17 protein-coding genes are annotated in these 20,175 nt (G+C 62.8%); 11 read left to right on the top strand and 6 right to left on the bottom strand.

The features are described from left to right. The first annotated feature begins 190 nt into the window (after nucleotides 1-190). The 4 genes from EET13_RS16510 to EET13_RS31590 all read left to right on the top strand — a co-directional run bounded on the left by EET13_RS16510 (nucleotide 191) and on the right by EET13_RS31590 (nucleotide 3,957). Nucleotides 191-631 (top strand): patatin-like phospholipase domain-containing protein, encoded by a 441-nt coding sequence (locus EET13_RS16510; protein WP_244603950.1) that lies wholly within the window; start codon nucleotides 191-193, stop codon nucleotides 629-631. Continuing rightward, the gene (locus tag EET13_RS16505; protein ID WP_122443300.1) at nucleotides 618-1,631 is read left to right on the top strand and encodes an SMODS domain-containing nucleotidyltransferase; all 1,014 of its coding nucleotides are present in this window, start codon (nucleotides 618-620) and stop codon (nucleotides 1,629-1,631) included. The genes EET13_RS16510 and EET13_RS16505 overlap by 14 nt, the downstream gene beginning before the upstream one ends. 131 nt (nucleotides 1,632-1,762) lie before the next feature. Then, nucleotides 1,763-3,403: a ThiF family adenylyltransferase gene (locus EET13_RS16500; protein ID WP_244603948.1), complete on the top strand. Its 1,641-nt coding sequence runs from the start codon at nucleotides 1,763-1,765 to the stop codon at nucleotides 3,401-3,403. Then, the gene (locus EET13_RS31590) at nucleotides 3,400-3,957 is read left to right on the top strand and encodes a hypothetical protein (protein ID WP_244603947.1); all 558 of its coding nucleotides are present in this window, start codon (nucleotides 3,400-3,402) and stop codon (nucleotides 3,955-3,957) included. The genes EET13_RS16500 and EET13_RS31590 overlap by 4 nt, the downstream gene beginning before the upstream one ends. A gap of 641 nt (nucleotides 3,958-4,598) precedes the next feature. Here the strand turns inward: EET13_RS31590 and EET13_RS16490 are convergent. The 3 genes from EET13_RS16490 to EET13_RS16480 all read right to left on the bottom strand — a co-directional run bounded on the left by EET13_RS16490 (nucleotide 4,599) and on the right by EET13_RS16480 (nucleotide 8,043). Next, on the bottom strand, nucleotides 4,599-4,913 hold the full coding sequence (locus EET13_RS16490) for a hypothetical protein (RefSeq protein WP_122443299.1): 315 nt from the start codon (nucleotides 4,911-4,913) through the stop codon (nucleotides 4,599-4,601). 519 nt (nucleotides 4,914-5,432) lie between these two features. Beyond that, nucleotides 5,433-5,987, bottom strand: coding sequence for an RNA polymerase sigma factor SigC (sigC, locus tag EET13_RS16485; RefSeq protein WP_122443292.1), 555 nt, complete (start codon nucleotides 5,985-5,987; stop codon nucleotides 5,433-5,435). 76 nt (nucleotides 5,988-6,063) lie between these two features. Then, the gene (locus tag EET13_RS16480; RefSeq protein ID WP_425294249.1) at nucleotides 6,064-8,043 is read right to left on the bottom strand and encodes a cytochrome c oxidase assembly protein; all 1,980 of its coding nucleotides are present in this window, start codon (nucleotides 8,041-8,043) and stop codon (nucleotides 6,064-6,066) included. A 236-nt stretch (nucleotides 8,044-8,279) separates the two neighbouring features. On the opposite strand from EET13_RS16480, the gene EET13_RS16475 reads away from it, so the two are divergent. Then, nucleotides 8,280-8,930, top strand: a complete 651-nt coding sequence (locus EET13_RS16475) for a DUF5134 domain-containing protein (RefSeq protein WP_122443290.1) — start codon at nucleotides 8,280-8,282, stop codon at nucleotides 8,928-8,930. A 7-nt stretch (nucleotides 8,931-8,937) separates the two neighbouring features. Here the strand turns inward: EET13_RS16475 and EET13_RS16470 are convergent, their stop codons facing one another. Then, on the bottom strand, nucleotides 8,938-9,648 hold the full coding sequence (locus EET13_RS16470; protein ID WP_122443298.1) for a zf-HC2 domain-containing protein: 711 nt from the start codon (nucleotides 9,646-9,648) through the stop codon (nucleotides 8,938-8,940). A 236-nt stretch (nucleotides 9,649-9,884) separates the two neighbouring features. On the opposite strand from EET13_RS16470, the gene EET13_RS16465 reads away from it, so the two are divergent. Both EET13_RS16465 and EET13_RS32325 read left to right on the top strand, forming a co-directional pair. Beyond that, nucleotides 9,885-12,137, top strand: coding sequence for a heavy metal translocating P-type ATPase (locus EET13_RS16465; protein ID WP_122443289.1), 2,253 nt, complete (start codon nucleotides 9,885-9,887; stop codon nucleotides 12,135-12,137). Beyond that, on the top strand, nucleotides 12,134-12,352 hold the full coding sequence (locus EET13_RS32325; RefSeq protein WP_122443288.1) for a heavy-metal-associated domain-containing protein: 219 nt from the start codon (nucleotides 12,134-12,136) through the stop codon (nucleotides 12,350-12,352). Before EET13_RS16465 ends, EET13_RS32325 begins: the two co-directional genes overlap by 4 nt. Nucleotides 12,353-13,195: 843 nt before the next feature. Here EET13_RS32325 and EET13_RS16455 read toward each other — a convergent pair. Next, nucleotides 13,196-13,552: a heavy-metal-associated domain-containing protein gene (locus EET13_RS16455; protein ID WP_244603953.1), complete on the bottom strand. Its 357-nt coding sequence runs from the start codon at nucleotides 13,550-13,552 to the stop codon at nucleotides 13,196-13,198. A gap of 145 nt (nucleotides 13,553-13,697) precedes the next feature. Then, the gene (locus tag EET13_RS16450) at nucleotides 13,698-14,507 is read right to left on the bottom strand and encodes a class I SAM-dependent methyltransferase (protein WP_122443286.1); all 810 of its coding nucleotides are present in this window, start codon (nucleotides 14,505-14,507) and stop codon (nucleotides 13,698-13,700) included. Nucleotides 14,508-14,974: 467 nt separating this feature from the next. On the opposite strand from EET13_RS16450, the gene EET13_RS16445 reads away from it, so the two are divergent. The 4 genes from EET13_RS16445 (at nucleotide 14,975) to EET13_RS16430 (ending at nucleotide 20,159) form a co-directional block, all read left to right on the top strand. Continuing rightward, nucleotides 14,975-16,984: a PE family protein gene (locus tag EET13_RS16445; RefSeq protein WP_122443285.1), complete on the top strand. Its 2,010-nt coding sequence runs from the start codon at nucleotides 14,975-14,977 to the stop codon at nucleotides 16,982-16,984. A gap of 218 nt (nucleotides 16,985-17,202) precedes the next feature. Further along, nucleotides 17,203-18,645 carry a PPE family protein gene (locus EET13_RS16440; protein ID WP_122443284.1) on the top strand — a complete coding sequence of 481 codons (1,443 nt, stop codon included), beginning with the start codon at nucleotides 17,203-17,205 and terminating at the stop codon, nucleotides 18,643-18,645. Nucleotides 18,646-18,729: 84 nt separating this feature from the next. Beyond that, nucleotides 18,730-19,599 (top strand): (3R)-3-[(carboxymethyl)amino]fatty acid oxygenase/decarboxylase, encoded by an 870-nt coding sequence (scoE, locus tag EET13_RS16435; protein WP_122443283.1) that lies wholly within the window; start codon nucleotides 18,730-18,732, stop codon nucleotides 19,597-19,599. Next, nucleotides 19,596-20,159 (top strand): FcoT family thioesterase, encoded by a 564-nt coding sequence (locus tag EET13_RS16430; protein ID WP_122443282.1) that lies wholly within the window; start codon nucleotides 19,596-19,598, stop codon nucleotides 20,157-20,159. Before scoE ends, EET13_RS16430 begins: the two co-directional genes overlap by 4 nt. The last annotated feature ends 16 nt before the right edge of the window (nucleotides 20,160-20,175 follow it).

The following is a 20,175-nucleotide window of genomic DNA, read 5'->3' as shown; positions in this document are numbered from 1 at the left end:
AACTTGCGCACGATGTCCTCCGCGGAATGCCGCTTACGACCAGCCATGTGTTTCATCGTCCCTTCCAGCCCGACCTCGGGCCACAGGACTCTAAAACAAGCCGGACTCATTCACGGGGAACACGCCAGCGGCGCATGTCGACGGACACCGGCTCATTGACGGTGGGGTATGGGCCAACAACCCCGCCGTTGTGGCGATTGCCGAGGCCGTCAGCATGCTCAATGTCTCCCTCGATGCGATCACAGTCCTCAACGTCGGCACCATGGATCACGTCACCGATCATCCGAAACGCTTGGATCGGGGCGGATTACTGCACTGGGCCAAACCGATCGCCCCGCTGATCCTCAGCGCCAGCAGCCGCGGCGGCCAAGGCCTCGCCGAACACCTGATCGGCAAATCGAACTACACCCGCTTCGATGCCCTGGTGCCCGGCGGGCTCTACGCACTCGACTCGGCGGACCCGAAGGACGTGGCCGGACTTGCGGCCTCAGTCAGTCGAGAACTCAGCCCCACCTATACGGCGAAATTCGCCAACCACCACGCACCCGCATACACGCCTGCGAACGGAGACCGCCGCCGCGGTGATCCGAGCGGCACCTCACCCCTGGAGGGCTCCCATACAACTCGCTGACCATTTCAACGTCTTGCTGAAGGACACGGTCAACCTCAGCCAGTTCAAGCTGGACCTACTCAGCGATCGCGTCGGTGCAATCTATAAGGCGCTCAAAGCCGACGACCAAATCGGCGCGCTGATTACCGGCAAGAGGCCGCAAGGTTCGTGGGCGCATCGCACCATCATCGACCCCGTCGGCACCAACGAGTTTGACGCCGACTTCATGCTCGATATGAGCGAGAACCCGGACTGGGCCGACAGCCCCAAGACCTACATCGATGAGGTGTACGCCGCCCTTCACCGGCACAGCACCTATGGCACCATGCCGCACTCACGGAAGTGCCGCTGCGTGCGGCTCGTCTACGCCAACTCCATGCACGTCGATATCGTCCCCCACCTCAACCTTGCCGACGGCCGCGAGGTCATCGTCAACCGTGACGACAACCAATGGGAGCTGACCAACCCGCAGGGCTTGACCGACTGGATGAAGAACAAGGACTTCCTCGCTAATGGAAACCTCCGCAAAGTGATCCGACTGATGAAATACCTTCGCGATCACAAGAATTCGTTCACTGGCACCCGTTCAGTCCTATTGACGACCATGCTCGGTGAGCAGGTGACAGAATTGCGCAAGCTGCTCGACCCGGGTTACTACAGCAACGTCCCCACGACCCTTCTTCATCTCGTGCAAAACCTCGACACCTGGCTGCAAGCGAACCCAATCAAGCCTTCTATCGCCGACCCGTCCGGCTCCGGCGTGACGTTCGATCACCGGTGGGGACCAGACCCCGAGAGCGCCCAGGCGACCTACAGCTACTTCCGTGCCCGAATCCACGTGCACGCCGGCGAGATCAAGGCGGCCTACGAGGAGAAAGACAAAGATCGCAGCATCCAGCTGTGGCAGAACATCTTTGGCGATGGATTCAAGGCGCCGGCCACTGCCTCGGCTAGCGCGAAGTTTCCGGCCGCCACCTCCGCCGTGGCCTCAACTGTGGGGCGCTCCGGTCGCGCCGGGTGACCAGACGTCGCCAGCCGGCGCTGACAGGCTGGCAGAAACATCTTCTCGCCGAACTTAAATCGCTAGCCCAACAACGCCCTGACGACATCCATGTCCGAGGACGGCCAGAGCTTGATCCTGATGGTGAGGCGGTGCTTCGCATCGCGCTGCGCACGGCCGATATCCCACATCATTCGGGCGGCCTGCAACTACAGGAGACCGAGGAGTTCATTCTTCGGATTCGCCCGACTCCCTACTCGTTACCAGTGATCGACGTCGATCACGTCCGGTTCCTTGGCTACCCCCATGTGCTTGCGGGCCAACGATTATGCATTTATTTGGATCCCTCGCGGGAATGGCAGCCCATGCTCGGTATGGCAGGCCTGCTCAGCCGACTCTGGGAGTGGCTCGTCGACGCCGCGGCCGGAAACTTCGACGCGTCCACCGCCATGTACCACGCCGTCGGCGGCGTGCTTCACCAAGCAGCCGACACACCGACCATCGTCATCCGAGAACCCGGACCGGCAAAGCGCCATCAAACGGCTTGTCTGATCGCCCGATCAACCCACAGATATGACCTGACGTACTCACCTGGAGCCGGGTATCGCACACCGGTGTTCACTCTGCCCACCGCGCTGCCATTCGGCGCCGCGTCAACATTGGCGCTGTTGCTGGCTCTGCTGGACGACCCCTATCTCGACCGCCTCGAAGGACGGGTTCCTCCGACCGAGCCGCAGTCGCCCGCGTTCCTCACCGCCCTCCTGGCGAGCGCGGTACGAAACCACGACGACATAGAGCAACACTTCGTCCTCGCCGTGCCGCACCCCGCCGGCGGCCCGCCCCACCTTTTGGGCGGACGGCTTCCCGTGCCGACAGCGAATGCGCTACGCGCCATCGCCCACCAACACGGCGTGGGCGTCGTTCTCGACCCCGCGAAGATTAATACCGAAATCCCGATTGAGTGGTGCAGGATGTCTGACGAACGACCCGAAGTGACAACCCGTCGTGACACTGGCCGACCCGTCAACGGATTCCACGGAAGGACCGTCCACATCTGGGGCTGCGGCGGACTCGGATCATGGATCGCCGAATTCATCGCCCGCGCCGGAGCGTCGGAGATCGCCGTGTGTGACCCCGGCGTCATCACCGGCGGTCTACTGGTCCGACAGAACTACGTCGAAGACGACATTGGCCGCTTCAAAGCCGAGGCACTCGCTAGACGCCTTCGCGCTATCCGTGATGACCTGACCGTGACCGTCACGGAAGGACACCTGCCCGAGGATCTCACCTCGTGCCTTGCAGCGGATCTCATCATCGACGCCACAGTGAACAACGGCGTCACAAGCTGTCTGGATGCATTAGCTACTGCGTCTGGTCGGAGAGCGTTGGTCGCTCAGGTCGCCACCGATGCTCGCTCCGGCACGCTCGGCCTGGCTGTGCTGTGCGCCGCAAACGCAGGAGCGACAGTATCCGACATCGATCGAGACGCGGGCCGAACAATACAGTGCGACAGTGGACTTGAGCTCTACCACGCGCTGTGGCAGGAACCCAGCGATGACGATGAGCTCATACCAACCAGGGGCTGCTCGGTCCCCACATTCCACGGGTCGGCAGCCGATCTCGCGGCGGTCGCAGCCACCCTCGTCAACCTGATAGGAAGCCATCTCCAACAAGCGGATCCCGCGATTTCGGGCACACACCTCATCGCTTTGCCACACGCGGCCACCGGCCCACGACACCACTTCCTCCCGGCCGGACCACAAGCCACGGGTCATGCTACAGGGACAGAATGAGGGCAACCGAACGCCAAGGCGACGCCCCTGCGGAGGGTGTAGTTGTCCACCGGCTGCGCGCCGAGGCGACCAACTGGATCAATGCCGTGGCACTCCAGTCAGGACGCATCGACCGATGCTTCCGCAAGCAGCATGCCGGCCACGTAGAAATTCAGGCTCTTGAAGTCGACCTTCACTTCTTCCTGGTAGCGGCAGTACGCCCTCGCCGATGCATCGAGCGGGTGTCTCGACGCATCCCCGGGCTCAGTGGTCCGCTCACCACGCGGCTGCGGAGCTTCGACCTCGACGCTCCTTCGTTGCTCAGGCTGAGGAACGTCAGCGAGCACATTGATGAGTACAACCTCGACCAAGGCCGCGACGATACAGTGAGCCGCCGGGAAGTACAGACCTGGTATCTCGACACCGCCAACAGTGGTGGACCAATCTGGGGCTGGCTCGGCGAAAGGCTCGATATCGAACAGACGGAAAAGGCAGCACTAGCGCTCTACCGCGGATTTCTCTCCGACGTTGATACCTGGATTGGTGTCACAGCCGAGCGCGGCGGAGAACACTGATCACCCATGTGAGGTGGCTCATTAAGGCACTTTTCCCAACAACGCCTCGACAGCCGCTAGCGGCCAGGCCTCGCACGCTAATACTCGGTGCCCCACGTCCGCTATGGCACGTTCATGTTGCTGGTTGTGTACGTTGCTGGATCGGCAGCGAACAGCGGGCGCCGCACATATCGCGTGGCAACCGTGATTTGCGGACGCCTGTCTTCGCATGCGAGAGGGTTGGTACACGGAGGCTTAGGAGGCCGTGGTGGCTGAAGTCGATGAGCTCCATCTCAATAATGCTGTTTGCTCGGCTTGATACCAGATGCTCCTATATTCCGGCAAAGGAAAAGTTGTCACCAGCCGGGCTCCTAACCTTCTGATCCGTAGGCACGGGCGGACGGCGTGACGAGGCATGATACGAGTTCTGTTGTCGTGTAGGTAGAGGTGTCGGTGAGCCCGACTGCCGTCATCGTTGTCGTCAGGACTGTCGTCAGCTCGGCGCGAAACAGGTGGCACTCCTCCCGCTTCCTCATACCCGGCGATCATGCGCTAACCAACGGATGTGTCAAGGGTGGCGAAGCCATCACGCAGTGACGTCGAAGACGCCCTTTACTCAGCCGATCGGGAAGTCGGACACTGCTGAATGAGGTGGCGCTTGATCAGGCGGCGCCAGGGCTGGTGGGATTGTGGCTCTCGGCCTTGGTGTGCGCCCCGAGGAGATTGTTATCCGCGGCGCCGATGCCCTTGAGGGCCTCGTTCAGCAAAGCGATGATTTCGGATACGACCGTCTTGTCGTATCCCTCCGCGAGCCCGTAGCTGTGCAGTTCCCAGCGGTACTTGTGGTCTTCGAGGCGAGGCCACAGCTCGGTGATCACGGGTGTGAAATCATCGGCCAGCGCGGTTAATTCGGCCCGCAAGCCCGCGTAGTTCTGAGGTTTGGCAGGGATATCCGAGGTGTCAGCTGACTCGGTCATGCGCGGATCTACCTCCAGTTTTGTCGCGACGGCACGTAGGCGTCTGACCGCAGGATAAAAGGCGGCTCGCCGAATTTCGACCGTCGCCATCGGCCCCTTGCGACTGACGTCGATTCGGGATGGTTTTCATGGCCCGATCAGGACGATCGTGGGCTAACAGCGTGAAGTTATCAAGCGTGCGTGAGCGCAACGACCCAGAGGCCAACGGTGTCGCGGCTCGTGCACCGTGCATGATTGCTGGCCTATTGACCGCACGAACGCCTGCGCAGCTACAGGCCGGCGGATTTACAGTCCGCGTCGGGGTGTCGCGAGATGTTGCACGGTATCGCGGCAACCCCTTCTGGCCTGGGATCACCGTCCATGGTCGTCCCAGCCCGTTCGCCGACATCTCACCCGACTAGTGACAACCTCGTGACAATCTGTTGGACCGACGCCCCCGATACGAGGCGACGAAACCGCTTGCCGGTCGGTCGGTCGGTCGGTCGGTCGGGGGGCCGTCCCCCTTCAGGCTAGATCTGTCTAGCCGGCGAGGTCGCCTTCATCGGCTGCACGCAATAGATCTTCGCGGGCTCGTGCCACGCGGGACCGAATGGTGCCGATGGGACATCCGCAAACTCCGGCGGCTTCGGCGTAGGAGAGACCAAGGATCTGGGTGAGAATCAGGGCCTCTCGGCGTTCTGCTCCCAGTCCGTCGAGCAGAATACGGATCTCCACTATGTCCTCGATCCGGCTGCTACGACGGCCGTGCCCAGCCGCGTCGTCGAGGTCGGCAACGTAGGCGGCCCGGGGTCTGCTGGCGTTGTAGCGGATCTGGTCAACGACTACGCGCCGGGCGATCGACAACAGCCACGTCCGAGCCGTCGAACGGCCGGAGAAGCGCGACAGGGAACCGATTGCGCGGAGAAACGTTTCTTGCGTCAGATCATCGGCGCTTGCCGGATCGGCGAGATAGGCGACCATTCGCCACACATCGCGCTGGGTTTCCTGGATGAACTCTGTAAGCGCGGCCCGGTCTCCCTGTCCGGCGGATAAGGCGAGGTGAGTGATTCGGTCATCGTCGCCGCGTGTACCCACGGATAGTGAGCGTAGGCCAATACGGTCCGGCACGTGACAAAAACTCATCTCATGTGAACGGGGCCACGCAGGGACATTACATACGATTGCGCGACAGCTCGCGCAACATGGCGTTGTACGCGTCCAGCTCATCGTCGGCATAGCCGGAATCGGCATGCCGATCCGATCGGCTCGCGGATCGCCGGTCCTCACGCGCCCACTGCGCGACAAGCACAACCACGACCAACACCACCGGCAGTTCACTGGAACCCCAGGCGATCGCTCCGCCGAGATGCTGGTCACCGCCGAGGCTGGACAGCCACGGCAGCCCGACGTCGCGGTAGAACTGGCCACCAATGATCGAGGTCATCGCCATGGTCGCGATGCCAAAGAATGCGTGGAAGGGCATCACCGCGAACAACAACCCGAGCCGGCCCAAAAAAGGCAGCCTCCGCGGCCCCGGATCGATACCGATGATGCCCCAGAAAAACAGGTATCCGACCAGCAGGAAATGCACACTCATCAGCTCGTGGCCCCAGTGATAGCGGACCAGCGTGTCGAAGAGCGAAGTGAAATACACGACGTAGAGCGACGCCACAAACAGCGCGAAGGCCGTAACAGGGTGCGCCAGAAACGCAGTCACCTTCGAGTGCACCAGCCATAGCAACCATTCCCGAGGGCCCGGAGGTTGACCGTCCCCGGCCGGGGTCAGCGCACGCAACGCCAGCGTCACCGGCCCCCCCAATACCAGCAGCACCGGCACGAACATGTTCAAGGTCATGTGTTCGGCCATGTGAACGCTGAACATCGCCGACCCGTAAGCCTTCACACCCGACCCGCTGGTGAACACCAAGATCAGGCACCCCGCCGTCCAGGCGACGAGGCGCCCGACCGGCCAAGTGTCGCCACGGCGGCGCAGACGCAAAACCGCCACCACATAGCCGGCCGCCAAGGCCAGAGCGCCAATGCCGATGAACGCGTCGAACCGCCACAGCGTCAGGATCCTTAGCACGCTGGGCGGATCCGGCAACGCAAAGCCGAGAAAGACATCCCAGGTCGTGAACCGGTGCGCAAGCAGCCGCGGCGCCGTCTGAGTTGCCATCGACGCGATCAGCGCGACCACCGCGGTCATCGCCAACGCGCCGACGGTGCCGCGAGTCCGCGACGCGGGCAGACTCCGGCTGCGCGACAACGCCAGCGATGCGATATCGCCCAACCACACCAGAATCAGCACAGCCACGGCCGCGGCACCGGCGCGGCCGTACGCGGTCGCGCCCAGATTCGCTGAACCGGATAACACCGACAGCAGCACAGCTCCGTAACCGAGAGCAACCGCGCCGCTGACGATTTCCAAGACAAACACGCGGCGCGCAAGCTCCGCGGCGGGTGGACTAATCGCCCACGCCACCTTGGCGCCCGTCAGCGCCGCAAGCGCAACAGCGAACACTATGGCCGCGCTTGTCGCGTAGTCGTGACCGGGTCCCTGCCCCGCGTTGCCGCTGACCGGCACGGCCACGACACCGAGCAGCGCGGGCACAAGCAATACGAAATGCGTCACCCAGCGCAGCGACAGCCGTACGCACACCGCCACAACGACGGCGGCGAGGGCCACGGCAATCCAGGCCCGCGACATCTCGGAAACCAGAATCGCGTCCCCCAGTGCACGGCTGCCCAGCAGCCGGACCGCCGACGCCCCCGCGTCGTTGGCGGCCTGAACCACCACCATTGCCATCGCGGTCAGCGCCCACACCACCGATGACCACTCGACCAGTAGATGTGCTCGGAAGACTTTTTCGTCGATCACCAAGCGTGCATCGGGGCGCGCAACGATAACGACATAGACCAGCCCACCCAGACAGATGCACCCGGCCAAGGTCGCAATGAAGTAGCCCAGCGGCTCGGCCAGCGCCGTCGCGGCCCCTGGATAAGAGTCGCCCTTGACGGTGTACACGCGCTGGCCAGCGGCGAGCGTGTAACAGGCCAGTCCGGCCAACGCCGCGACGAAGCCGGCGGCCAACGAGGGAAGCGGCCCGCTGCGCCTCACCCGTTCCGGCGGACGTGTCTGGCTCAATTGCACCGTCGCTGCGACCTTTCACCAAGACAATGCGATGCTTCGCAGTCTACGACTGGCCGTCGTAGGCGACTGCGGGCGGAACTTTTTCCCCGCCGGTGCCGACCACTGCACACGAACCATCGTGCCTGTGCCCCGTCAGCCGAGCGAAAGCCGCCCAACTTCGTGAGCCAAACCGCACCGCAAGACCCAATCGGGGGCGTTCTGCCCCTCAACCAGGCCGTTAAGCAGGTGCAGCCACGATGATCCATGACCTCCTGCTGCGCTGGATCGTCACAGTGCTGTTCGTTCTCAGCGCCACCGAGTGTGTGTTCGAAATCGCCGCCGGCCGTCGGACCTGGACACGCGTCGTCCACGAGCTAATGCACTTCGCCATGTCGATCGCGATGGTGGCGATGGCCTGGCCCTCGGGCGCCAGCTTGCCCACCACCGGTCCCATGGTGTTCTTTCTGCTTGCCGCAGTCTGGTTCGTGGCCGCCGGCTTCAGCGACGCCGGCCACCGCGTCGCGAACGGCTACCACGCGCTGATGATGTCGGCGATGGCATGGATGTACGCCGTGATGAACGGCAATCTGCTGCCCGGTCAGCGCGACGCTACCCGCGACGAACACCCACCGACGCCGCCACACCCCAGCATGCCGGACATGGACATGCCAGGGATGGACATGCACGGGACGGATACTTCTTCGTCACGCGGTGATCACTCGGCCTGGATCGACGCAATCGACTGGGCCTGCACGATAGGCTTCGCGATCGCCGCTCTCTGGTGGGTGTACCGATGTTTCACGCTGCGGAAGACGAATCGAACGGAGCCATGGCACAGCGTCCCGGGTGCGGCTCGGCAAGCGTTGATGGCCGCCGGCATGGCCATCATGTTCGCAGTGATGCTCTAGCGCCGGACTAGGCCGCCGAGTCATCGCTGGGCCACAAATGTCCGCGCCGACGCCCACGGGATGCGTTCTTGGGCAACACGATATCCGGCTCGTGGGCGACCTCGTCCGGTCGCGGCCGCGAACCGGAACTTGATCTCCATACCACGATCGCAAGGACCGCACCAATCACCACCGGCAGGTGAGTCAGCACCCGCGCGGTCGTGACGGCACCCGACAGCGCATCCATGACGACATAGGTGGTGAGCACACCGACGAATACCGTCAAAACACCCGCGAGGCCGAGGGCCGCATTCGGCCATAACGCGGCGCCCACCATGACAACACCGAGTGCAATAGACCACGACGTGGATTCGTTGAGCAGATGGCCCCCTGAACTCGTTACGTGAGCGGGGGTCAACCCAACGCCGCAACCAAGCCCCTGCATGGTTGCCACGATGATTTGCGCGACGCCCACGCAGAGCAGCGCCCATCGGTGCCAAGCCATCCGAATCCGTCGCCTGGGCACAACGTGGCCGGACCCGAACGGGCCGACCGGCGCGATAACCGGTCGGGACTCCACGAGGCGGCGCAGATCGCGAGCCTGGGTGAGCACCTGCTCAAACCACGCACTACAAGCGACGCATTCGCCTAGGTGCTCGTCGACTCGCGCTGAGGGCACTGGCTCTCGCTCGCCGTCGAGTCGAGCCGACAGCGCCTCACGGGCCACTTCGCAATCCATGCCTTTATAGTCGCGCAATACCGAAGAAATGTTCCCCATCACCGGCGATGCCGATCGGGTATTGCCATGGTTTGAGGCGATAGCCCCATCTAAAGGATTTGGCTCAGGGGGTGAAGGGGTGAGTAATTTGGTGAGCACCGCCGCGTGACGCCACGGATTTTGAACGTGGGTGGAACTCTTCTGCGGCCGTATACGACTTGTCGGTGGGATGAATTCGGAGGAGGTGAAAACCTAGGATGTCGGCAACGACGGCGCCAGCTGACGCCGAGACTGCGCGTCTCCAGCGGGTGCAACTCAACGTCACCGGCATGTCATGCGCTGCCTGCGCCAGCCGGGTCGAGTCGGCGCTCAACAAGCTGCCGGGCGTTCGGGCGTCTGTGAATTTCGCCACCCGGGTGGCAACCATCGAGGCCGGCGAGGACACCGAGCCCGCGGCGCTATGCGAGGCGGTTCACAGCACCGGTTATCAGGCCGAGCTACGCGGGGATGACGTTCGTGGCGATGGCGCTCGCGATCCCGATGCCGTTCATGCGCGATTTCTGCTGATCCGATTGGCGGTCGCCGCCGTGCTTTTCGTTCCGTTGGCCGACTTGTCGGTGATGTTCGCGGTCCTGCCCAGCACGCGCTTCGCCGGCTGGAGCTGGGTGCTGACCCTCCTGGCCATCCCGGTGGTGACGTGGGCCGCGTGGCCGTTCCACAGAGTCGCGATGCGCAACGCGCGCCACCACGGCGCCTCCATGGAGACGCTCATCTCCGTCGGTATCACCGCCGCCACGGTGTGGTCGCTTTACACCGTCTTCGGCAACCACCAGTCCACCGAGCGCCGGGGCATATGGCAGGCCCTGCTGGGCAGCGACGCCATCTACTTCGAAGTCGCGGCAGGTGTCACGGTATTCGTGCTGGCCGGACGCTATTTCGAAGCCCGCGCCAAATCGAAGGCGGGCAACGCGCTGCGAGCCCTCGCGGCCCTAAGTGCGAAGGACGTCGCCGTCCTACAGCCCGACGGATCGGAAATGGTCATCCCGGCCGACGAACTCAAAGAGCAACAACGGTTCGTAGTTCGCCCCGGCCAAACGATCGCCGCCGACGGCCTCGTCGTCGACGGGTCAGCTGCAGTCGACATGAGCGCGATGACGGGCGAGGCCAAGCCGATCCGTGTAAAACCCGGCGCACAGGTGATCGGCGGCACGACAGTGCTGGACGGCAGGCTAATCGTGGAGGCCGCCGCGGTGGGTGCCGACACCCAGTTCGCCGGCATGGTCCGGTTGGTAGAGCAAGCGCAGGCGCAGAAAGCCAACGCACAGCGACTAGCTGACCGCATCGCCTCGGTGTTCGTTCCCTGCGTGTTCGCCGTCGCAGCGGTGACCGCCGCCGGATGGCTAATCACCGGGGGTGAACCTGCCCGGGCGTTCTCGGCGGCACTCGCCGTACTCGTCATTGCCTGCCCGTGCGCACTCGGGCTAGCGACCCCGACCGCCATGATGGTGGCATCGGGTCGCGGTGCCCAACTCGGCATATTCCTCAAGGGCCACAACGCGTTAGAGGCCACCCGCGCAGTGGACACCGTCGTGTTCGACAAGACCGGCACGTTGACGTCGGGCCAGTTGGCGGTCAGCGCGGTGGTGAGCGCGCCGGGGTGGGACGCCGATGAAATCCTCGACCTGGCTGCCGCAGTGGAAGCGGCGTCCGAGCATGCTATCGGCCTCGCCATCGTCGCATCGACGAGTCAGCGAGAACCAGTCGCCGACTTCCGCGCATTACCCGGCCGCGGAGTCAGCGGCAACGTGGCCGGACGCGTGGTGCGGGTCGGCAAACCGTCATGGATCGCCCCGTCGGGCAGCGCGACAATGTTGGTCGCCGCCCGGCGCGAGGCCGAATCGCGCGGTGAGACAGCGGTGTTCGTCGAGGTCGATGGCAAACCGTGCGGGGTCATCGCGGTGGCCGACGCAGTGAAGGACTCGGCGGCCCATGCGGTGGCGGCACTACACGATCGCGGCCTTCGAACCGTGCTGTTGAGCGGCGACAACCCGGCTTCTGCGGCCGCCGTGGCCGCACGAGTCGGTATCGACGAAGTAATCGCCGACATCCTGCCCGAGGGCAAAGTCGACGTTATTGAGCAGCTGCGCGACCACGGCCGCGTGGTCGCCATGGTCGGTGACGGCATCAACGACGGACCCGCACTCGCCTGCGCCGACCTGGGCATGGCCATCGGGCGCGGGACCGACGTAGCGATCGGTGCCGCCGACATCATCCTGGTACGCGACAGCCTGGACATCGTGCCGCTGGCACTAGATCTTGCCGGCGCCACGATGCGCACCATCAAACTCAACATGGTCTGGGCGTTCGGCTACAACATCGCCGCCATCCCCATCGCGGCCACCGGATTGCTCAACCCACTGGTCGCCGGAGCCGCTATGGCGTTCTCGTCGTTCTTCGTCGTCTCAAACAGCCTGCGATTGCGCAGCTTCGGAGAAACGTTGCCGGGATGAGGCAGCAGACATTTTCCGTCGCAGGGATGCGGTGCGCGGGCTGCGCGGACACGGTCAAACAGACCCTCCTGAAGATGGACGGTGTGAGCGCAGTCGAGGTCGCACTCCAGACCGGCGCAGCCTCACCCGTCCACGTGCAGGCAGACCGGGTGTTGGATTCCGATCACGTGCAAGCGGCTTTAGCGGCCAACGGTGATTTCCGAATCCAGGCTTGACGTCGCGACGTGCTGGGACCAAACCCCTTTTTGCCGGGCGCACTCTGGGTGCACAATGTACGGGCGCTCACTCAAATCCTAAGCGAGCGGCGCACTCACGCAAGCGCAGTCAAGATCCGTAGAAGGACACGAACATGACACGAAAGGCCGGAGACCGCTACCTGTGCAGCGAGTGCGGGTCCACTCTCGTCTACGAGAAGGACTGTCCCTGCTGCTCCGAGAGCGATCACGCTGAAAAGTGCTGCAACAAACCAATGGACAAGGTCACTGCCTGAACCGAAGGAGTCGCACCGAGGCCACCAGTCCGGCTGGCAGGCAACCTATTTCGTCCGTCGCGTTCCGCGGTGGACCAAATGCTCACGCATATCGGGCTGAGAACGCTCGATCGGCGTGACGATCACGGCCAGCCACCCCAGTGTCAGGGTCACCGTGACCAGATCGCCAAAGACCAGCCACAACAGCCCTATTCCTGTTTGTCCGGTTCGTACCCACCAGAAGGCGCCGATTCCAATTACTGCGGCCAGTCCGCAGCAATATGCGGGCAGCGCAACACCATCGGTAGCGCTGCAGCCGAAGCGCCAGCGTTGAGACAGCAGACGCCCCACCAAGCGCCGCGACCGCCACCGTGGGCACTGAGTTGGCGGGCTGCGGCGACACCTGACCCGCCACCCCGAGCCACCACGCCGATGCCAGCCCGGCCAGCGCTATCGCCAATGCCATACCGATCGCGCGCCAGGCTCGGGTTATCGAAACTTCCTCAAGTACCCGGTTTTCGATCGTTTGCAGCGTGCGCTGGTGCTCGTCGAGATTCCACCGATCGGCCAACTGAAACCCTCCCGCGGTTCAGCGATGTAGCGGCGAAAGCAGCCAGCGAGCAACCGGGGCGATATGGCCGATGACTTCCCCCAGCAGGCCGGGTGACCGACTGAGGATGGGATCCTCACTTTCGGCGGTTGAGCAGGAGCGCTGTTTGGCCCCGTAGCCTGCGTTGTGCACTGCCGCGCAGAGATCAGAAACACTGACGTCGCGGTCCGTTTCGACGGTCGCAACGCGGCTGGGGAAGTCGACCCGTGCGCGCACGCCATCGATCTTGTTCAGCGCGTTCTCGACGCGGCGTACGCACGCCCCGCACGACAAGCCTTCGAGGTCAAGCAGAATGCGTTCGGTACCCGACATTCGAGCCTCAGATCCGCCCACCACCGTCAACGTGATTCCTTCCTACCGCCACTGTTGTCCGAACCGTGCGCTTTATTGGTCGTTTGAAGCCCCCCAGGAGTTCCCCCCCAATACTTTTGGGGCGCCTGAGCGATCGCGGCGCGAAAGGACCTTGGGTCGAACGCGTGCGTCAGCCGAATTCGACGAGCGTCGTGGGGGCCCGAAGCCGATCGAGGCGTGACGTCCCGTAGAGCCGTCGTGTGGCCCACCGCAGGAACCTCCCACGGCCAGGTGGCACCGGCAGCTCGCGCACCGCCCGGATACCCGGAATAGCACGTAACTCGCCGTACTGCCTTGCGGTGAACCAGAAGGGCATCGGCGGCGCGGTGTAATACTTGCTGAGCCTGAAACCGCGCTTCCGCGAATAAACGCTCAACAACCATGGAACACTGTCGAAAACCAGCTGGCCACGGGGAAATCGTCTGGCACAAGCCGCGATCAGCCCGAACACCTCATCACGGTCCAAGTATTGAAATACGCCCTCAGCGGTGATCAGGACCCCATCGGCGTCATCGACTTCGTCCATCCACGCATAGTCGAACGCCGACTGGGCACAGTAGCGCAGTCGAGTCGACCCCGGAAGCAGCTGCTCGCGCAGCCCAATAATCGGCACCAAGTCCACCGAAAGCCAATTCAGCACACCATTGTCGAGACGCCAGAAACTGGTTTGCAGCCCCTCGGCCAGCGCGACCACGGTGGCACGGGGGTGCGCGTCCAAATACTCGCGAGTCGCCTGATCAAATGCCAACGCTCGCAAGGCAGTAGCCTGGTGCGTTCGGCCGAAGTGATGGTAGTCATAGTCGATGCCGTTACGTAGAGCGATGGCCATCGGGTCGTCGATGATACCGTCGGGCCGGGCGGCCTCGGCCGCTCGCTGATGCAGCGTGAGGAGCGCGGTTTCGGATATCCCGCCGAGAAAACGAGCATCGATGACGGACACGGAGCTGACTGTACTAGCGCAGTGTTCATTCGAGAGATCCGCACAATGATCGGCGGAGCCGGACCCGATTGGCGCAGCGCCTCGGCACACCCCTCCGGTATCGGCGGTCACCACGCCCCCACTGGGAGAACCAGTTACGGCCGGCCGACACGCTCGTCACAGATCGTGCGGAACTTTTCGGCGGCTTGAACCGACTCCTATGACGTGAAGCTTTGTTGCCAGCGCCGAAGGCCACGTCCGCCACGGCATCCGTGCGCTCGGCAGCGCGGATCGGCCGTTGTGGTCGTGTCCCGGTCATCGATCGGCACGCGGCGGCTCATCCCTTGGTATCGAGATGGGTGATTCGGACCTGACTGATTAGCGGGTCGCCGCGCGAGCGCGGATGACCGAATTTGACTGCCCGCAGTGGATTTCAAGTCCCCGCGGCGGGGCGACCGCCATATTGGCATGTCACACGGAGGTATCAGATGTCGTTTGCGATCGCAGCACCGGAGTGGATCGGTGCAGCGGCAACAGATCTCAACAACCTGGGTTCGACTATCGGCGCGGCCAACGCAGCAGCGCACCAATCGACAACGCAGGTGCTGGCGGCGGGCGCCGATGAGGTATCGGCGGCGGTCGCCACGCTGTTCTCCGGGCACGGTCTTGAATTTCAAGCGCTGACCGCCCGGGCCGGGACGTTTCACTCTCAATTCGTTCAGCTGTTGAGCGGCGCTAGCGGTGCGTACGCGTCCGCCGAGGCCGCCAACGCGTCGCCGCTGCTGGCGTTCGAGCAGGCCGTGCAGGCGCTGGTCGCCGACGTTCCGGACATCAATTTGGGACTAGGCAACATCGGCAGCGTCAACCTAGGTAATGGCAACACCGGCAACTTCAATTTCGGTGGTGGCAACCTAGGCAGCCTCAACTTTGGTAGCGGCAACCTGGGCAGCTATAACCTCGGCTACGGCAACCTCGGCTACGGCAACTTGGGCCTGGGCAACGTGGGTGCCCTGAACCTCGGCTTCGGCAACGGAAGCCTTGCGCAATCTGCACTGGCGGACCAGCTGTCCACGGTCAACCTGGGTAGCGCCAACCTGGGCAACTACAACCTAGGTGGTGCCAACGTCGGCAACATCAACTTCGGCTACGGCAACCTGGGCAACAACAACCTCGGTTTCGGCAACACCGGCAACCACAACATCGGTTTTGGCAACACCGGTAGCGGGGACATCGGTATCGGGCTTTCTGGTAACAACCAAATCGGCATTGGCGGGTTGAACTGGAGTGGCGGTAGCGGGAACTTCGGGTTAGCCAACAGCGGCAGCTTCAACGTTGGTTTTGCCAATACCGGCAACGGGAACTGGGGCCTCGCCAACACGGGCAACAACGACATCGGTATCGGTTTGACCGGAAACAATCAGGTCGGCTTCGGAGGATGGAATTCGGGCACCGGCACGTCCGGTCTGTTCAACTCGGGCACCAACAACACTGGGTTTTTCAACTCCGGTGGCAATGGTTTCGGTGGCGGCGGAAACTGGGGCCTGTTCAACTCGGGCACAGCAAACTCCGGTTTGTACAATTCGGGCAGCTTCGACACCGGCCTATTGAACGCCGGCGACCACAACACCGGCTTGTTCAACGCGGGCAGCTACAACACGGGTGCCGCGAACGCGGGCACCTACAGCGTCGGGACATTGAACGCCGGCGAAGGCAACGTGGGTGTCCTGAACCCGGGCACCGGGAACTACGGTATCGAGAATTCGGGAACCTTCAATCTCGGCCTGGGGAACGCCGGCTACACCAACTTTGGGATCTACAACTCCGGCTATTGCGATCTGGGGGCCTTCAACTCAGGCTTCGGCAACCTGGGCGCGTTCAACTCCGGGGGTGTCAACTTGACGACGCTGACGGTCGAAGGCGGCAACGTCGGCTTCTTCAATTCGGGCTCGCTCAACACCGGCTTCGCGAATTCGGGTGACATCAACACCGGCTCCTGGAACGCGGGCAGTGTGAACACCGGGTTCTTCAGTTCGATCACCCAGGCTGGCAGCGTCTCGGGCTTTGGCAACTCCGGTGACCACCTCTCCGGCTTCTACAACACCGGCAGCTACAACTCCGGCTACGGGAACGCGGGTGAGTACAACTACGGCTTCCAGAACGTGGGCAACGGCCAGGGCGGTGGGATGGTGACCGGGGATCTGGCTCCGAATGTGGGCTTCTTCAATTCGGGCGCCAACGGTGTGGGCTTCTCGAACACCGGCGACTACGCCGTGGGCATTTCCAACTCGGGCTTCAACGTCGTCGGCTACGCGAACTCCGGAATGGTCGACACCGGCTTCGAAAACAAGGGCAGCTTCGACATCGGCTACGGCAACACGGGCGTCTGGAATGCGGGCTACGACAATTCCGGCGATCACGACTCAGGATTATCGAACACCGGCAACAACAACTCCGGCGGTTACAACTTCAGCGACAACCAGTCGGGATTCTTCAACTAGCCCCTGCGAGTGCGGCCGCATTGGTGAACGATCTCGATGCGATCACCGGATGCGGAGGAAGCGACGGTACCGCGACAAAAGTATCTCCGCGCGACGGGAACTCTCCGTTTGCTATGGCCGACTAACACAAAAGTAGGGCGACGCGGCGCGACTCCGTTCAGTCGCGCGGCCCCCGCTCGCCCGCGCAAGGAAGTTGAGCCGTGACGGTTCCGATATGGATGGCTACGCCGCCTGAGGTGCACTCGGCGCTCTTGAGCGCGGGGCAAGGTCCCGGAGCACTGCTTGCTGCCGCCGCGCAGTGGCAGGAACTCAGCAGTGAATACACGTACGCAGCGGCCGAGTTGAGCCGGCTGCTCGCCGGAGTCGAGGCTGACAGCTGGGAGGGGGCAAGCGCCACAATGTATTTGGCTGCACATGCCCCTTATCTGGCCTGGCTCGAACAAGCCTCCGTCGATAGCGCGGTCACCGCTACCCAGCACGAAGCGGCGGCGGCGGCCTACGGCAGCGCCCTTGCCGCGATGCCGACCTTGGCGGAGCTGGCCGCCAACCACGCTACCCATGGCGCACTGATCGCCACGAACTTCTTCGGTATCAACGCCATCCCGATCGCCCTGAACGAAGCCGATTACGTTCGCATGTGGGTTCAAGCTGCCGACATCATGGCCACCTACCAGGCCGTTGCTGAGTCCGCGAGCTCAGCAGTACCGGTCACCCGACCAGCGCCAATCATCCTTACGCATGGCGCGGCAGCCGACAGTGTCAGGCAGATCACGCCGAGTTGGCTTGTTCAGCTATTGAAGGACATCGTGGATTTCATCGATAATCCGTACAAGTATTTCCTGGAATTTTTCCAAAGACTCGGATTAAGTCCAGTGTTGGCGGTTATCTTCGCCATTATAGCTCTGCAATTATACGACTTTCTTTGGTACCCCTATTACGCTTCGTACGGACTTCTCCTCCTTCCTTTTTTCACACCAGCATTAAGTGCGCTGAGCGCCCTGGGTGCGTTGGCCCTGCTCGATACAGAGACCCCGCCCGAAACGCTTCCCGTTCCCGCGACGTCCAGCCCTGCCCGTCAACCGGGCTCAAACATCGCTGTCGGGGTCGCTCCGACCACGTCGGCCGTGCCTGGCGCCGGCTCGCAAACCGGCAATCCGGCGCCGAGGACACCCGCCTCGGCGCCAGTCGACGGTGCCGCGACAGCACCCGCCTTCGGCTACGCCGTGCCTGGTCTGCCGCCACCTGGCGTGAGCTCTGACCCCAAGACCGGCGCCAAATCCAAGAACTTCGCCAGTGGCTCCGCCGAAGCGGCTGCGGCACAAAGAGCGGGCGCCGCCACCCGAACGCGCCGCAGAAGACGCAGCACGGACAGAGTGGGGATGCGCGGCTTCCGTGATGAATTCCTTGACGCAAACGCCAACTCGGACGAAATCATCGATACCCCAGTTAACGGCGCAGCCACCTCTTACGCGGCAAGTAGCCACGGCGCAGGCAGTCTCGGTTTTGTCGGCACGGCACCGACGACCATGACCAGGACCCCGGCCGGACTTGTCCAGTCGTCCAGCGGCATAAGCGGCAGTACTCCGCTACTACCCACTACCTGGACACCCGGTACCGGCGGAGCGCAGCAGGCCGACGGGGGTGAACACCTAGCTACCTGATGCGTATTCGTGCCCCATGCACCGGAAATTTCAGCCTCAAAAACAAACCGAAACAGCAAACGAAGTCGATTAGGAGACGGTCCGATGACGCTCAATGTGAAAGGTTCGGGTATCGGCGCACAGGTCACCGGGCTGGATCCCACAGACCTGGATAACATATCCACCGACGAGATACGCGAAATAGTGTACGAAAACAAGCTCATTGTCCTCAAGGACGTGCATCCGTCACCGGAGCAATTCATTAAGCTCGGAAGAATAGTCGGAGAGATCGTTCCGTATTACGAAACCATGTATCACCACCAGAATCATCCAGAGATCTTTGTCTCCTCCACCGAGGAAGGCCAAGGCGTCCCAAAAACCGGCGCGTTCTGGCACATCGACTACATGTTCATGCCGAAGCCATTTGCCTTTTCCATGGTCGTGCCCTTGGCCGTGCCGGGAAAGGACCGCGGCACATATTTCATCGATCTCAACAAGGTATGGGAGTCGCTTCCCGCCGCCAAGCAGGACCCCGTCCGCGGAACGATTAGTACCCACGACCCTCGGCGCCACATCAAAATCCGGCCGAGCGACGTGTACCGGCCCATCGGGGAAGTCTGGGACGAGATCAACCGGACCACGCCGCCGATCAAGTGGCCCACGGTTATCCGGCACCCGAAGACCGGCCAGGAGATTCTCTACATCTGCGCGTCAGGTACCAACAAGATCGAGCACAAGGACGGCACCGTGCTCGATCCGGCGGTTCTGCAAGAACTCATGGCCGCGACAGGGCAACTCGACAGCGAATTCACCTCGCCGCTCATCCACACTCAGCACTATGAGGTTGGGGACATCGTGCTGTGGGACAACCGAGTTCTCATGCACCGAGCGAAGCACGGCACAGCGGCGGGCATGCTGACGACGTATCGCCTGACCATGCTGGATGGCCTCGAGACACCCGGGTATGCGGTATGAGCACCGCCGACTTATCCCCTTCGGCGCAGACCAGCGCCCAACCGGCGGACGCTACGGACACCACACCGATCGACGAGGATCTTCTCGTCCGCGTACTTGAGCCCTACTCCTACAAGGGATGTCGCTATCTCATCGACGCAAAATACAAAGCCACGGCCGATTCCGTGCTTGCCTACGGGAATTTCAGCATCGATGAGCCCGCCTACATCCGAAGCACCGGTCACTTCAATGCAGCCGAACTGATCGTGTGCTTCAATCAACTCGCTTACTGCGCTTTCGCGCCGGCCATCCTCAACGAGGAGATTCCTGTGCTCCGCGGCTGGTCGATCTCCGATTACTTCGACGAGCAATTGCCCAGCATGCTGATCAAGACCACATCATCGCGATTCAGAAGGCCGATCCACGCCCCAAAATTCTCCGCGCGGTTGTTGTGTCAGAACTTCAAGGTCATCGAACGATCGCTGCGTTATCTCTCGGTCCCGTGCGTGATCCAGTTCTGGGACGAGTACGGCGGGGAGGCGTCCGGTGAGGTTGAACTGGCGGCCCTCAATATCCCGTAACCCGCTGAAAGGAGGA

It is taken from the genome of Mycobacterium attenuatum (genome assembly GCF_900566085.1).
Classification (GTDB): domain Bacteria; phylum Actinomycetota; class Actinomycetes; order Mycobacteriales; family Mycobacteriaceae; genus Mycobacterium; species Mycobacterium attenuatum.
The sequence above is the reverse complement of the archived record's forward strand: the minus strand, read 5'-3'. Positions and strand labels throughout refer to the sequence as shown.